Origin of the sequence: Halomonas sp. KM007 (assembly GCF_050709225.1) — a bacterium.
In the GTDB taxonomy this organism is placed as follows: domain Bacteria; phylum Pseudomonadota; class Gammaproteobacteria; order Pseudomonadales; family Halomonadaceae; genus Vreelandella; species Vreelandella hamiltonii.
The window spans coordinates 2,936,598-2,950,751 of record NZ_CP136131.1; the positions used below are offsets into that span (position 1 = coordinate 2,936,598).

The 14,154-nt window shown below is 57.0% G+C and carries 14 protein-coding genes and 1 riboswitch; of the genes, 11 read left to right on the forward strand and 3 right to left on the reverse strand.

Annotated elements, in window-relative coordinates:
- Nucleotides 1–36: 36 nt before the first annotated feature.
- Complete coding sequence (gene thiC, locus RVM27_RS13845) at nucleotides 37–1,953, reverse strand: phosphomethylpyrimidine synthase ThiC (protein ID WP_498956845.1); 1,917 nt, start codon at nucleotides 1,951–1,953, stop codon at nucleotides 37–39.
- 25 nt (nucleotides 1,954–1,978) lie between these two features.
- Complete coding sequence (tenA, locus tag RVM27_RS13850; RefSeq protein WP_498956846.1) at nucleotides 1,979–2,647, reverse strand: TenA family protein; 669 nt, start codon at nucleotides 2,645–2,647, stop codon at nucleotides 1,979–1,981.
- A gap of 85 nt (nucleotides 2,648–2,732) precedes the next feature.
- A riboswitch (TPP riboswitch) is annotated at nucleotides 2,733–2,864 on the reverse strand.
- 120 nt (nucleotides 2,865–2,984) lie between these two features.
- Between tenA and RVM27_RS13855 the strand changes: the two genes are divergently transcribed.
- Nucleotides 2,985–3,728 (forward strand): hypothetical protein, encoded by a 744-nt coding sequence (locus tag RVM27_RS13855; RefSeq protein WP_498956847.1) that lies wholly within the window; start codon nucleotides 2,985–2,987, stop codon nucleotides 3,726–3,728.
- 747 nt (nucleotides 3,729–4,475) lie between these two features.
- On the opposite strand, the gene RVM27_RS13860 is transcribed toward RVM27_RS13855, so the two are convergent.
- On the reverse strand, nucleotides 4,476–5,936 hold the full coding sequence (locus RVM27_RS13860; RefSeq protein ID WP_498956849.1) for an IS1182 family transposase: 1,461 nt from the start codon (nucleotides 5,934–5,936) through the stop codon (nucleotides 4,476–4,478).
- Between the two features lie 287 nt (nucleotides 5,937–6,223).
- Between RVM27_RS13860 and RVM27_RS13865 the strand changes: the two genes are divergently transcribed.
- The 10 genes from RVM27_RS13865 (at nucleotide 6,224) to RVM27_RS13910 (ending at nucleotide 13,851) form a co-directional block, all read left to right on the forward strand.
- Nucleotides 6,224–7,444: an RNA-guided endonuclease InsQ/TnpB family protein gene (locus tag RVM27_RS13865; protein WP_498956850.1), complete on the forward strand. Its 1,221-nt coding sequence runs from the start codon at nucleotides 6,224–6,226 to the stop codon at nucleotides 7,442–7,444.
- A 370-nt stretch (nucleotides 7,445–7,814) separates the two neighbouring features.
- Nucleotides 7,815–8,672: a tyrosine-type recombinase/integrase gene (locus RVM27_RS13870; protein WP_213262753.1), complete on the forward strand. Its 858-nt coding sequence runs from the start codon at nucleotides 7,815–7,817 to the stop codon at nucleotides 8,670–8,672.
- Nucleotides 8,665–9,816, forward strand: a complete 1,152-nt coding sequence (locus tag RVM27_RS13875; protein ID WP_498956851.1) for an IS91 family transposase — start codon at nucleotides 8,665–8,667, stop codon at nucleotides 9,814–9,816. Before RVM27_RS13870 ends, RVM27_RS13875 begins: the two co-directional genes overlap by 8 nt.
- Nucleotides 9,817–10,153: 337 nt before the next feature.
- The gene (locus RVM27_RS13880) at nucleotides 10,154–10,735 is read left to right on the forward strand and encodes a hypothetical protein (protein ID WP_498956852.1); all 582 of its coding nucleotides are present in this window, start codon (nucleotides 10,154–10,156) and stop codon (nucleotides 10,733–10,735) included.
- Nucleotides 10,736–11,112: 377 nt separating this feature from the next.
- Nucleotides 11,113–11,517, forward strand: coding sequence for a hypothetical protein (locus RVM27_RS13885; RefSeq protein ID WP_498956853.1), 405 nt, complete (start codon nucleotides 11,113–11,115; stop codon nucleotides 11,515–11,517).
- A 173-nt stretch (nucleotides 11,518–11,690) separates the two neighbouring features.
- Nucleotides 11,691–12,254 (forward strand): sugar O-acetyltransferase, encoded by a 564-nt coding sequence (locus RVM27_RS13890; protein WP_498956854.1) that lies wholly within the window; start codon nucleotides 11,691–11,693, stop codon nucleotides 12,252–12,254.
- 147 nt (nucleotides 12,255–12,401) lie between these two features.
- Nucleotides 12,402–12,722, forward strand: coding sequence for a hypothetical protein (locus RVM27_RS13895; protein WP_498956855.1), 321 nt, complete (start codon nucleotides 12,402–12,404; stop codon nucleotides 12,720–12,722).
- A gap of 142 nt (nucleotides 12,723–12,864) precedes the next feature.
- On the forward strand, nucleotides 12,865–13,137 hold the full coding sequence (locus RVM27_RS13900; RefSeq protein ID WP_498956856.1) for a CopG family ribbon-helix-helix protein: 273 nt from the start codon (nucleotides 12,865–12,867) through the stop codon (nucleotides 13,135–13,137).
- Complete coding sequence (locus tag RVM27_RS13905) at nucleotides 13,134–13,415, forward strand: type II toxin-antitoxin system RelE/ParE family toxin (protein ID WP_062359342.1); 282 nt, start codon at nucleotides 13,134–13,136, stop codon at nucleotides 13,413–13,415. Before RVM27_RS13900 ends, RVM27_RS13905 begins: the two co-directional genes overlap by 4 nt.
- A 133-nt stretch (nucleotides 13,416–13,548) precedes the next feature.
- Nucleotides 13,549–13,851, forward strand: coding sequence for a putative quinol monooxygenase (locus RVM27_RS13910; RefSeq protein WP_054640923.1), 303 nt, complete (start codon nucleotides 13,549–13,551; stop codon nucleotides 13,849–13,851).
- The last annotated feature ends 303 nt before the right edge of the window (nucleotides 13,852–14,154 follow it).

A 14,154-nucleotide genomic window follows, 5' to 3' on the forward strand; every position in this document is an offset into this window, starting at 1 on the left:
GGTTGCTCCCCCCGCCCGCAGGCGGGGGGAGAGCGGTCACACCTCCTGGTATAGCTCGCTGCCTTCCCGGCGGAACTTCTCCGCCTGCTCCTGCATGCCGCGCTTCACCGCCTCGGCGTCGCTTTCGCTGGCGTTTTCCGGGGTGCGGTCGCGATAGGTGTCGCGCACTTCCTGGCTGATCTTCATCGAGCAGAACTTCGGCCCGCACATGGAGCAGAAGTGGGCCACCTTGGCGGAATCCTTCGGCAGGGTTTCATCGTGGAATTCCCGGGCGGTGTCCGGGTCCAGGCCCAGGTTGAACTGGTCTTCCCAGCGGAACTCGAAGCGCGCCTTGGAGAGCGCGTTATCGCGCCGCTGCGACGCGGGGTGGCCCTTGGCCAAATCCGCTGCGTGGGCGGCAATCTTGTAGGTGATGATGCCGGTTTTCACGTCATCCTTGTTGGGCAGGCCCAGGTGCTCTTTCGGCGTCACGTAGCAGAGCATGGCGCAACCAAACCAGCCAATCATCGCCGCCCCAATGCCAGAGGTAATGTGGTCGTAGCCGGGGGCGATATCCGTCACCAGCGGGCCGAGGGTATAGAAGGGCGCTTCGTCGCAGTACTCCAGCTGCTTGTCCATGTTCTCTTTCACCAGGTGCATGGGCACGTGGCCGGGGCCTTCGATCATCACCTGCACGTCGTGCTTCCAGGCAATATGGGTGAGTTCGCCCAGGGTTTTCAGCTCCGCCATTTGCGCTTCGTCGTTGGCATCGGCAATGGAGCCGGGGCGCAGGCCGTCGCCCAGCGAGAACGCCACATCGTACTGCTTGCAGATCTCGCAGATCTCCTCGAAGTGGGTGTACAGGAAGCTCTCCTGATGGTGATACAGGCACCACTTCGCCATGATGGAACCGCCACGGCTGACGATACCGGTGACGCGGTTGGCGGTGAGCGGCACGTAACGCAGCAGTACCCCGGCGTGGATAGTGAAGTAATCCACCCCCTGTTCCGCCTGCTCGATCAGCGTATCGCGGAAGATCTCCCAGGTGAGGTTTTCGGCAATGCCGTTGACCTTCTCCAGCGCCTGATAGATGGGCACCGTGCCAATCGGCACCGGCGAGTTGCGGATGATCCACTCGCGGGTTTCATGGATGTTCTGGCCGGTGGAGAGATCCATGATGGTATCCGCACCCCAGCGGATGCCCCAGGTCATCTTGTCCACTTCCTCTTCGATGGAAGAGGTGACCGCCGAGTTGCCCAGGTTGCCGTTGATCTTCACCAGGAAGTTGCGGCCAATGATCATCGGCTCGCTTTCCGGGTGGTTGATGTTGTTGGGAATGATCGCCCGGCCACGGGCCACCTCATCGCGCACGAACTCCGGCGTGATCTCCTTGGGCAAGCTGGCGCCAAAGCTCTGGCCTGCATGCTGATGGCCCAGAATGCGCTCTACCTCTGCCGTACCCAACGCCTGGCGGCGCTGGTTTTCACGCAGGGCGATGAACTCCATTTCCGGCGTGATGATGCCCTGGCGGGCGTAGTGCAGCTGGGTCACGTTCTTGCCCGCTTTCGCGCGGCGGGGTGTGCGGGTCAAATCAAAGCGCAGCTGGGCAAGGGTGGGGTCGTTGGCGCGGCGCTGGCCGTACTGGCTGGTAGGGCCATCCAAAAACTCGGTGTCGTTGCGCTCTTCGATCCAGGCCCGGCGCAGCTCTGGCAGGCCCTGGCGCAAATCGATGCGGGCGTTGGGGTCGGTGTAGGGGCCGGAAGTGTCGTACACCAACAGCGGCGGGTTCTGCTCATCCACGCCGCTGGTTTTGGTGGGCGAGAGGGTGATTTCCCGAAACGGCACGCGAATATCCGGCCGTGAGCCTTCCACGTACACCTTGCGCGAGCCGGGCAGTGGGGCCACGGCGGCGGCATCGACCTGGGCGGTTTCGGCTAAAAAGTGGGCGGTTTTGCTTTTGACGGTCTTGGTCATGACGGTTGCTCTATGTTGTAGGAGGTTATTCAGAAAGGTCTAAACCCATCTGCCAGAAGTCGATTTCCAGGCGGGTGGCATCGCGGAAGATCTTGCTCAGCTCAGCAAAACGGGCAGGGGTGACGTCCGCCAGGCGGACATCGAGCCACGCAAGCTCCGCCTGCATGGCGGCCTGGAACTCCTCGCTTTCGTACATGGCGATCCAGGCATCGAAGGGGTTTTGCGCGCCGCGCAGCGTAGAGGGCTGCGCGTTCAGCCAGTTGGCGATTTCGCCGTAGCCCACCAGGCACGGGGCCAGCGCCACGTGCAAATCGAGCAGGTCGCCGCGATTGCCGGTATCCAGCACATAGCGGGTGTAGGCCAGCGTGGCGCGGGCTTCGGGGAGTTCGGCAAGCTCCTGTTCGCTGATGCCCCACTCTTGGCAAAAGCCCACGTGCAGGCCCAGCTCCACATCCACGATGGCTTTCAGGCCCTCGTGGGCCTGGCGCAGATCCGCCAGGGTGGGGCTTTTGTAGGCGGCCAGCGCGTAGGCGCGGGCGAAGTGGATCAAGAACAGGTAATCCTGCTTCAAGTAGTGGCGAAACGACGCCTCAGGCAGCGTGGCATTGCCCAGTTGGCGCACGAAATCGTGCTCGATGTAGGCGCGCCAATCGTTCTGGCAAGCGGTGGTGAGATCGGTAAAGCGGTAGCCCATATTGGATGCCTCCGGTGGTACAGCGAACCGGCGCACGGGCGTAGGGAGAGTGAGTTGGGGCAAGGTATCAGGTGAACACGGCGCACCCCAACCACCGCTTGATTCCTACGCCGGTACTAGCCGGATCAGGTTCAACGGGCCCCGCCGTGACGACTTGCTGTAGCAGCCAGCCGTATAGCGATCTCAGCCGGTTCCACCGGCACCCCGTCAAGCAGTATTCAGCGCAGTGTAGGAGGCGAGAGGGGGAGATGCAAGGGGCGTTAGCTTCTAGGGTCTCCCCATTTTCCGGCGTGTCATCGGCATAGTCCTCCTGAGGAGGTGAACAAGTCTGGTATTCGTGCCTCGGCGCCTGGCGCTCTTCTCCAAAGGGGTAGAAAACACTTCGGCCCTGAGCAAACAGACGTTGCCAGCCCCGCTGCAGGCTATAGAACGGGAATATCAGCCGGCGGTGTCGCTTCTGACGTTGCGCGTGCCGCACCAACTCCGGCGCTCGGTCCTGATAGGCCGCAAGCAGTGCCCAGGCCAGGCTGGCCAGCGCCACCAGGTTCTGCAGCGTCGTGAAACGGCGCGCCTGGACACCCTCCAGGTCGAACCCCTGCTTGGTGAACCGGTACCCCTCCTCGCAGGCCCAGCGATCCAGGTAAGCCTGAATCATCCGCTCGCCTTGGCGGCGACCACGCACCGGGCGCGTCGTCACCAGCACCAGGCGCTCCGACTTCTCATGATCGACAACGATCATCCACAGCGGCGTCTCCGGATGCTCCCGCAGTGTGACCTTGGTGATGCCGAACCGCACCGGGATATGCTGCCCACGGCGCAAATGGCCGCGGTGCTTCAGTGGCAGATCTCGGGCAATCTGCTGCGACGTCTTGGCGGTATCTCGCCACTGCCAGAAGCGCTGATTGGCGGCCCGGACCAGCACATGACGCTCGGCGCGCAGCCAGGCATCCCACAGCCGCCCTCGATCGCCGCCACGATCGATGACCCACAGTGGCCGGCCCTCCACATGGCGCTGCACGGTATCCATCACGCTCAGGATATCGGTGTTTTCACTGCGGTAGCCGCCGCGAGCCGGCGATAGCAGCCGCGTGAGCAGTGGCCAGGTGGTGCCCCGCTTCAGGTCGCGTGCCACCACGCTGATCAGCGGATAACCGCCGACGATCTCGCCGGTATCACCGTCGCGAACGCGGGTTCGGTATTCACTGGTCGGGGCACCATCCCGGTTCAGGTCGCCCGGATCGATGGCCAGCACCATGTCATCGGTGATATAGGGCGTGATCCGCTGGAGCTGCAGTTGCTCCGCGGCCCAGGCAAGCTCGCTGTGCCGGGACAGCATGCGCGACAACCGCTTCTGCGTGTGGTGTAGCCGACAGGGTTCCTTCAAGGCGCGGGCGATCTCGGCCTGGCGCAAACTACCGCTGGCCAGGATGCCAAAGAGCGTTTCTGCCGCCAGCTTCACGACGGGTCGAGCGAGGTGATCCGACAGGTCGTCACACCAGTCGATCAGGCGAGCTTTCCATTTGGCGCGGTCTTTGGCATCTTGAAGCATCGGGGTTTTCCTTTTGGTTCATGGTGTTAGGGGTAACAACATGATACCGGCGGGAAAGCCCCGATCTCGTTGATAGCACTGAAATTTTCAACGCTATTCAGGCAGTTACAGCACCACCTGTGGAAAAGTGGGGAGACGCTAGGCGTTAGCTTGATCGAACACACGGGCTTCATGGAAGCATAACTGCCCTTCACTAACCCAATGGACTTCTGACCCAGTGCGCGACAAGCCCCGCCGTTCAGAGGTTGTCGCAAATCTCCTAACGACTCAAAACTAAACCTATACACAACGATGTCGATGGCTGGACGACATCATCACGCACGCCCTGGGAGGCGCGATCTTTTTCTTTGTTGCTAGGTAAGGTAATCCCAGGCATCCCCACAACCACTCCCAGAGATGATGACAAAGGCTCAGCGCTACAGCGCGAGCCAAGTTGTAAGCCAGGGCATGCAAGGAAAACTCGCGTTTGACACCCGCCAGCCCACGGCGCCGGAAGCGAGACAGTCCCTGTTGCTGACGTAGCGCTGAAAACACTGGCTCGACCATGGCCTTTCGCTGCCGGAAGACCGCTTGGGCTCCCGGGTGGGTCATGATTTGTTGCAATGCCAGGCGTGCTTCGTCCTCCGGGTAATGTTTGATTCGGCGCCCCCGGACCGAACGGGTACAAGCAATCCGTTGCGGACAGCCCTCGCAGGCATTGCAGGCATAAACCGTTTGCTCACGCGAGCGTACCGACGCGTTTATATGACTGATGCGCTGAAGCCGCTGCCCCGCTGGACAGTAGTAAACATCCTGTTCGGCATCGTAAGTGAATAGGTTTTTATGATACAGGCCCTTCGCTTTGTCAGTGGTACTGGGCCTGGGCGGGCAAAGCAGGCTGACATCACGCGCCAGTGTCGCGTTAATAACGCCATCATCAAAATAGCCGGCATCCAGCAGAAGCTCGCGTGGGATCTTGGGTTCCACGCGCTCGCTCTGATCGATCAGCTCACCCACCACTCGCGTCTCGCTTGTGGGATCCACAGCGTGTGCCACGATGATGCGTGCCTCATTGGCCAGGACGGAGGGCGTATAAGCCGGCGCAAAACCGCGTCCACGCTTCTGTCGCTGCATGGCGGCCTCTGGCTCCGTCAGGCTGACACGAACCGTATCGGTACGCTTGCCATGGCGACGTCGTGCCGCGATCCTCGCATCAAACACCTGCTCACAGGCGTGCGCTCTATCCAGCTGCTGCTGAGTCTCGTCCTGTTGCTCCGGAAGAGCCTGCTGATGGCCGATCCGGGCCTTACTGACTCGAGCACGCACGGCCTCCTCCTTGAGCAGACGATAGTGAGAGCAGGCCGCTTCGATGACGGTTCCGTCACCCGCCAGGCAGGCTGTCGATGTTCCGGACCTGGCGAGAACGGTGCGTGTCAGCGCTTCGAAAAATGTCTGTGACAGCGCCTGTTCATGCAAGCAGATGAAGCGTCCGATGTTGGCATGATCGGGGGCAATGCCTCCGGTCACCCACATGGCACCCAAATCCACACGTGCCAGCCGCTCCAACGCGCGCAGCGATGAGACCCCCTGCATGATCCCGTAGAGAATCAACCCCATCATAGCTCGTGGCGCATAGGGTGCGCGCCCTGTGGTGGCATATCGGTCCTCGAAGGGTGTCCAGTCCTGGGCATCCAGCAGTTCGGCCACCACTAAAGGGGCACGAATCCCTGACTGCCGCAGATGATCTTCAAGCGGTGTCATGCCCAGGAAAATCGCCGTGGCGTCACCTCATAGAAAACGCCGCCCTGACGAGCCAGCCGTTACGCGGGAGGATGGAGGGGGCGAAGCAGGCGAGGCCTGAAAAAGCGCGAACTGCCTGTCATCGGGTGTGGGCATGCATGCTGTCGACACGGTAAGCTCTCAGACAGATAGAAGGTTCATTTTACGGCTTTGCCCCTTTCGCGACACCCTCTTCAGGGCGGAGAAGGATAGCGCGGACGCCGCAGGCGTCCTATAATACTGTATATAGTTACAGTCATTGGATCACCATGCAACGACTTCAAGCCTACAAGTACGAACTGATGCCAGACGGCCAGCAAGCGCGGCAAATGCGCCGCTTCGCTGGCTCGTGCCGGTTCGTCTACAACAAGGCGCTGGCGTTGCAGAAAGAACGCTACGAGCAGGGCGAGAAGAAGCTCGGCTATGCGGGTCTGTGCAAGCTACTCACCGATTGGCGCAATAGCGCGGAAACCGCATGGCTGGCCGATGCGCCCGTGCATCCGTTGCAGCAGACGCTCAAGGATTTGGAGCGGGCCTACACCAACTTCTTCGCTAAGCGGGCGGACTTCCCGCGCTTCAAGAAGAAGGGCCAGTCGGATAGCTTCCGCTATCCCGACCCAAAACAGATCAAGCTCGATCATGGCAACAACCGCCTGTTTCTGCCCAAGCTGGGCTGGCTGCGCTATCGCAACAGTCGCGAGGTGTTGGGCGTGGTGAAGAACGTCACCGTGAGCCAGTCGGGCGGCAAGTGGTTCGTGAGCATTCAGACGGAGCGCGAGGTCGAGCAGCCCATCCCGCAAGGTGGGGCGGTCGGTATCGACATGGGCATTACCCGCTTCGTCACCCTCTCGGACGGCGCGTTCTACGCGCCGCTTCACAGCTTCAAGCGGCATGAGGCTGCTTTGCGCAAGGCGCAACAGGCGATGAGCCGCAAGACGAAGTTCGGCAACAACTGGAAGAAGGCGAAAGCCTGCGTCCAGCGTATTCATTCCCGCATCGGCAATGCCCGCCGCGACTTCCTACACAAGGCCTCGACCGCGATCAGCCAAAACCACGCGATGGTGTGTATTGAGGACTTGCAGGTACAGAATATGTCCAGGTCAGCGGCAGGCAGCACCGAAAATCCGGGGAAAAACGTTCGGGCCAAGTCCGGCCTGAACAAGTCCATCCTCGATCAAGGCTGGTTTGAGTTCCGCCGCCAGTTGGACTACAAGCTGGCCTGGAGAGGCGGATGGCTCGTCGCCGTGCCGCCGCAGAACACGAGCCGCACCTGTCCGTGCTGCGGCCATGTCTCGGCGGACAACCGGAAAACGCAGGCGCAATTCTTGTGCGTTGAATGCGGTTTCGAGGAAAACGCCGACGTGGTTGGGGCGATCAATGTGTTAAGGGCGGGGCACGCCCGGTTCGCCTGTGAAGTGAGCGGTGCAGTAATGCCGCCAGCAGCAGGAACCCACCGAAGCGACTCAGGGGCGGCTCAATGCCTCCACTGAGCGCCGTAGGAATCTCCAGCCTTTAGGCTGGGAGGATGCCAAGCGTTCCATCAGTTTCATGGGAGAATGCCTTAATAATGCTGTATGTAAAAACAGTATTATTGAGGCGAGCAAAACGCGCAAGCCCGCGAATTTTGGCTACATCGCCAAAATTCTCTTTGCACGCTGTAGAATCAATGAGGTAGATTCAATTTGGTGGCTATGAAACCTCAGTCATTGTGATGTCACGTTCACTGAGGTTTCATGGCAGGGTGTATAATCACTGTTGAACTAAACCGCTTCGCGGTAGCTGTTGACGAATCACGTTTTTCGCCTCATCGGGCCACACTATTGATTGACCCACGTGGGTCAATCAACAGGAGTGACGACGATGACTGCCCTGCGACAGAAGATGATCGCGGCCATGCGTCAGCGTGGCTTTGCGCAACGTACCCACAATACCTACCTGATGGTGGTCACTGATCTGGCACGTTATTTCCACCGTTCGCCAGACACGTTGAGTACCGACGACCTGCAACACTTCTTCAATCACCTGGTTCAGGAGCGCGGTTTGTCTGCCGCCAGTTGCCGTGTCTATCTGCACGGCGTGCGGTTCCTGTATTTGCACGTGTTGCAGTGGCCGTCGTTTGATGTGCCGCTCACCGTCCCCAAAAAACCGCAGCGGATTCCAGAACTGCTGACCCGCGACGAGGTTCGGCGGATCCTGGCCGCCTGCCAAAACGCCAAGCATCGCATGATGCTCGAACTGTGCTATGGCTGCGGATTGCGTGTGACCGAGGTCTGCCACCTGCGAGTTAGTGACATCGACAGCCAGCGTTACCAACTCCGTGTGACGCAGGGCAAGGGCGGCAAGGATCGTATGGTGTTACTACCCGTGACCCTGCTTGATCGCTTGCGCGATTACTGGCGCGCCTATCGGCCAGTCACATGGCTGTTCCCGAGCGCTCTGTTTCCCGATCAAGCCCTGCACGCCAGTGCGCCACAGAAGGCCTTTACCCAGGCCAAGCGTCTGGCCGGGGTCGAGCGGGTGGGTGGCATCCATAGTCTGCGCCATGCCTATGCCACCCATGTTCTGGAGCAAGGCCTGCCCGTCCATCAGCTCCAGCGACTACTGGGCCACCGTAACCTCCAGTCGACGATGCGCTACCTGCACTGGCTACCGAACCAGCAAGGGGGAGATCAGTGTCATATTGACCTGGTGGCCGCCCTGGAGGTGAGCCATGACTAAGGCCGCTACCTTGCAACAGGCATTGACCCGCTTTCTCGACCCAAGCGGTCTTGATCGCCAGCGCCAACGGGTGTGTACCCATCTGCTGGCCTGCCGAACGAAGGCGATGGGTGGGATGGTCTTACAGTGCTCTGACTGCGCTCATGTACAGCCACGCTACTTTGGCTGTCGTGATCGTCACTGTCCACAGTGTCAGGGCCGCGCCATGGCGCAATGGGCTGAGCGTCAGCAGGCCAATATGCTGCCGGTGCGCTATTACCACGTCGTATTCACGCTACCGCACAGTCTTAATGGCTGGGTTCAGCTTCATCCCGAGGTGATTCACCGATTGCTGTTCCAGAGTGCCTGGCAAACGCTGTGCACGTTTGCACGAGACCCAAAACGCCTCAACGGCGAAATGGGCATGATCGCGGTGCTTCACACCTGGGGCCAGAACCTGAGCCAGCATGTGCATCTGCATTGTCTGGTTCCAGGCGGTGCCTTGAGTGACGATGGCAAGTGGCATGAAGCGCGAAGCAACTACTTGTTCCCCGTGCGGGCCCTGTCACGCCACTTCCGTGGGCACATGGTGAGCGCTCTGCGCAAGGCCGCCCATGCTGGCGATCTCCACCGGGTTACCCGGCCCGGCGATGTCGATGCTCAATTGAACACACTGATGGCCACTGACTGGGTGGTTGACAGCAAGGACTGCCTTGAACACACCCAGGCGGTAGTACGCTACCTGGCGCGCTACACGCGCCAGATCGCCATCAGCAACGCACGTATCCTCGCCGTAGACGACCAGCAAGTGACCCTACGTTACAAGGATTACCGCGACCACGACCGACACAAGCAACTCATTCTGGATGGCGAGGAGTTCGTGCGTCGCTTCCTGCTCCACGTCCTGCCTAGGGGACTGATGCGAGTGCGGCATTACGGCTTTCTGGCCAATCGCTGCCGACGGCAACGTCTGGTACAGATCCGTCGAGCGCTAGCGATGGTTGACCAGGCCCCCCATGTCGATACAGCCGCCAGCGATGCGGAGCCGACCTACACCTGTCCACACTGCAAGCAGCCCACCTTACGGATGATCGGGACGCTCACACCCCAGCGCCCCCTCCATGATCAGCCGCCTAACTACAAGGAGCAACACTATCGAGCATGATGTAACGCCCTACGACAACAACAGACCTGGCTAACCGGCTCGCTAGCGAGTCATGGATAAGCTCGTCCCGATGATGGATTTTAGCCATCAGACGCGCTACATTGGGTTAAATTGGATTTGGAAGTGTCGACATAATGACGAAACGGACGATCAGAGCGCGTGCCCCCCGACCTGCCAATGCGCCGTTTGGCACCTCAGGCCACCTGTCAGTCAATACAATTCCCTATTAAATAGCCGCCTGATGGACGCGCCTTAGTCCAACAGGCATTTATTCGCCATGCTCCGCACGGCGAATAAATGCTTCACTGTTGGGCGCATACAGAAAAAGGGTTTCCCGATGAAGATAGTATTAGCACCCTTTGAAGATCCGGCGTGCGGTAAAGACTGGGATGAGCAGGCACCAGAGATTGTCCAACGCCTTCGAGCAGATCTTGCTGAACAGAGCGTTGTTCGCTTTGAGATCAAAGAGTCCAATCATGGCCATGGGGCGGATTGGCCAACGATTACTCTGCTGCTGTTAGCGGCAGATCTCTTCTTCCGAGTGCCGGAGTGCTACACCAAGATCAAGGACGCCTATGCCGGCTGGAGGCAGATGGCGGCAGACGCGAAGCAGATCATCGATTGGCTGCACAGAAAGTACCGCGTTGTTGGGTTAGACACGGAAACACTTTTCCTTTTGGCAATGGAGTATATCTGCGATGACCTGGGTGCTCCGGATGACGAGGTTATTCTACTTCAAGTGAAGAAGGACGTCCCTGTCGAGTTCCGGCCATCCGGCGACGAGGTGAACCACGCTGTGCTCTTTACCTTTCTTTGGGGCAGGGTGGTGTATCAAGTAGTTATTGATAGTGTCGGCGCTATAGCGTGGGATAATCAAGTGTCAATCGAGCCCAACAATAGGCTCGAGCCGACGTCCTAACAGTCGCGGCTCAGCCTCGGCGTTGGGCGGCAAGTTGAGGGCCGTGATGAGACCATGACCCGATCGCATATGCCAATTGAGTGCACCAGAACATTGACGGATTACATTCGTGCGTACACCTTTGTGTCATGTTCAATGAAAGACTACAAACTGAGGATAATATGTTTGAAGGAATCAAACTGCGGCTGTTCTTCGCAAAAATACAGGCCGAATTAAAGGCGCAGTACAATGATCAGAAATTTGTTAATCGCGTTTGCCAGTTGCCGCCCATTATTTGATTAATCGCCGAGACGCGAGACCATGCGTATTTCGAAGGAACGAAAATCGCGCCATTTTTATATGTATTAATCGTGTTAGGAGAGGCGGTCACTTCCGACTTGTTGCCAGAAGAAGATCGAAACCTGAGTGCAGCACTGCTCGCAGATCGGCTGTCAAAAGCAAATTCTGATCCGGGGTTCCGCATCGCACACATTTCTGTAATTCATGAGGCAGAAGAAAAGCTTTCGGAATGGGATGCGAAAAGAGTAGACCCCACTATTCAAAATGATCCTGATATGGACGAGGATGACGATTTAATCCGTGGTACGGGTCGATACGAGCTTCGATACAAAATTGAAATCGTACAAAAGGTGCGTGGAAAAGAATTAACTTCGCAGGAAACCTCCGGTCTAAGGAGTGATGATCTAGACGGGTTGAAGAGTATGGCTTTCATGCACAAGCTTGCCGGCAAGGAGGTAGAGCTTAGGGACTTAATGGCCGGAACGAGTATTCCGATAGATTAATTATTGTTGATTTGCATGAGTCCATGTTTGAGGCGTGAGAAATTGCCGCCCAACAAGTCGCTGCAGGTGACGTTTGATCCGCCGCCCATTTTTGCTGCCGAAAAAAAGGGCGTCGCCTCAAAAGCACCTGAGCTCAGGCGTTATGAGTAAATTGGTCTTGGAGTCCAAGTTTAATGTCAGAAAAAGAAAAAATGTTAGCAGGTAAGCTTTATGATCCAAGTGATGAAGAGTTATTAAATCTAAGATTGAACGCTAGACTGTTAACTGAAGAGTTGAATACAACCTCTGTCGAGTTTCATCAAAAGCGTGTTGAAATAATTAGACATTTGTTTGGTACAACAGGCGACAATATTCACATTGAATCTTATTTCAATTGTGACTACGGCTCTAATATTCATGTTGGTGATAATTTCTATGCTAATTTCGGCTGCGTGATTTTGGATGTTGCGGAAGTAAAATTTGGTAAGAACTGTTTACTAGCACCTCAAGTTGGAATTTATACTGCGACACATCCCTTAGATCCAATCGCGAGGAACAGTGGTTTAGAGCTAGCGAAGCCAATAAAAATTGGTGATAATTGTTGGATAGGTGGTCATGCGGTTATCAACCCTGGCGTGACCCTTGGGAGCAATGTGGTGGTAGCCTCTGGTGCAGTGGTAACGAAGAGTTTTGGGGACAATGTCGTAATTGGTGGTAACCCAGCGAAAGTGTTAAAAGAAATCAGCGTTAAGCCATAATTTGCTCATAACAAAGCATTTAAGAGTGATTCCCAACGCTTGGCATTTTTCATTCCATCGTTGGGTTTTATGTTTACGGTGGTATGGTTGGGTTTCGTGGTAGCGTTGCTCACACCTTAATGCGGCGTTATGTTTTAAGGAGGAAATTTGAGCAAAATCGTTGGACGATGGCGCATTACCTGGATGGAAATGTGGGATCAAGAATTTGTTGACCTTGTTGAGCCTGGATATTTCCAGTTCGATGAAGATGGCCTGGGCTTCTTTGTGTTCGGAGCAGTCGAGGGCCAAATCGATTACCGCATTTCTGATGATGGAGCACGAGTCGAGTTTTCTTGGTCAGGAAATGATGATGGTCGCGAGAAATCGGGCCGTGGATGGTTCCGGCTTCAATCTTCACGCTCAGCCAAAGGCGAGTTCTTTATTCATTGTGGAGACGAATCCGCTGTGGAGATCGAATATCAAACATAACCAGGCCATGCACCGGATTCCAAATCCTCCGCTTCGCTCCGCCTTTGTCACCGGTGATGGCGGGCGTAAAATTCTTTTGCTGTACCGACCCTCATCGGCTATGGTGTAATGCATTGTAGTCACTAGCATTGAGGGTACAGTCATGAGCGTCACTACCGTTCGTCTTCAGGCAGAAGTTGAACAGCACTTGGAAGCAATCGCCGGCAGACTCCACCGGAGTAAAGGCTGGGTAATCAATCAAGCACTATCAGAGTACATTGAAAAGCAACAGCGTGAGCAGGAGCGTTGGCAGCAAACGCTGGAGGCGATGGAATCGGCGGCCAAAGGAAAGGTGATCGATGCCAGCGAGGTCCACAGTTGGCTTAATAGCTGGGGAACCGAAAACGAGCAAGATGCGCCGAGGTCAGGTAAGTGAAACTGGTTTACACCGACGAAGCCGTTGAAGACTTGAAGCGCCTAAGGGAGTTTATCGCCGTTCACAACCCCTCTGCGGCAGGCAGGATAGCCACAGAACTGGTTAGCAAAATCGAATTACTACCAGGCTTCCCCAGAATGGGAACACCGGTTGAAATGGCACCGGTACCGGATTCCATCCGCGACATGGTCTTTGGCAAATACGTTGTTCGCTATTCCGTACATGTGAGCGCCATCATTATTCTAAGGGTATGGCACGAGCTGGAAGGTGAACGATAGCAATTTAATCAGCCGCTGTTGTCGGACAGTTTTTCCACCGCTGCGCGGTTCCAAACCTGCCGCAAAGCTTCGCGTTAGACTTGCAAGAGAACATCGCGCATCGTGATGTCGTTTTAACAACCGGAGACATGCCATGGTCAAAGTAGCCTTGTTCGTTCGCCTTGAAGCGAAACCCGGAAAAGAGAAAGAGGTTGAGAACTTCCTTGTGAGTGGCCTTCCCATCGTCAATGAGGAGCCTGACACCACTGCGTGGTTTGGCATTCGCCTTGGACCAAGCACTTTCGGAATCTTTGATGCTTTCCCGGATGAAGCGGGTCGGCAGGCCCATCTCTCCGGCAAGGTCGCAGCCGCGTTGATGGAAAAGGCAGGTGAGTTGTTCTCCGAGCCCCCGTCCATAGAAAACGTTGATGTACTTGCGGCAAAGCTACCTGGCTAGCAAGCCTAACAATTCGTTCAAGCCGACGCCGCTTCGCGGCCTCGGCTTAACTCAGGTGTTAACTGTCAAAAGGAATATGCCATGTACAAGGAGTTTGAAAATCCGCTTCCGCCTAAATTCGGCCGAATGTTTGTTGGCAACGGTGCGAAATTGAACCAGGGGCCGCCGAGACCAAATGACACCGTGACGATTCGGGCGGGAGATTCCACAGACTTCTATATCCTTGTCGAAGAATGCGCCCCCGATCTCGTTAGCGGTGAACTAGTGGGTATTGGCCCAGATCCCAGATGGGAATACCAAGGC

Excerpts from the sequence above, each read along its gene's own strand:
- thiC (WP_498956845.1), bottom strand. The coding sequence starts at position 1,953 with ATGACCAAGACCGTCAAAAGCAAAACCGCCCACTTTTTAGCCGAAACC.
- tenA (WP_498956846.1), bottom strand. The coding sequence starts at position 2,647 with ATGGGCTACCGCTTTACCGATCTCACCACCGCTTGCCAGAACGATTGG.
- RVM27_RS13860 (WP_498956849.1), bottom strand. The coding sequence starts at position 5,936 with ATGACACCGCTTGAAGATCATCTGCGGCAGTCAGGGATTCGTGCCCCT.
- RVM27_RS13865 (WP_498956850.1), top strand. The coding sequence starts at position 6,224 with ATGCAACGACTTCAAGCCTACAAGTACGAACTGATGCCAGACGGCCAG.
- RVM27_RS13870 (WP_213262753.1), top strand. The coding sequence starts at position 7,815 with ATGACTGCCCTGCGACAGAAGATGATCGCGGCCATGCGTCAGCGTGGC.
- RVM27_RS13875 (WP_498956851.1), top strand. The coding sequence starts at position 8,665 with ATGACTAAGGCCGCTACCTTGCAACAGGCATTGACCCGCTTTCTCGAC.
- RVM27_RS13880 (WP_498956852.1), top strand. The coding sequence starts at position 10,154 with ATGAAGATAGTATTAGCACCCTTTGAAGATCCGGCGTGCGGTAAAGAC.
- RVM27_RS13890 (WP_498956854.1), top strand. The coding sequence starts at position 11,691 with ATGTCAGAAAAAGAAAAAATGTTAGCAGGTAAGCTTTATGATCCAAGT.
- RVM27_RS13900 (WP_498956856.1), top strand. The coding sequence starts at position 12,865 with ATGAGCGTCACTACCGTTCGTCTTCAGGCAGAAGTTGAACAGCACTTG.
- RVM27_RS13910 (WP_054640923.1), top strand. The coding sequence starts at position 13,549 with ATGGTCAAAGTAGCCTTGTTCGTTCGCCTTGAAGCGAAACCCGGAAAA.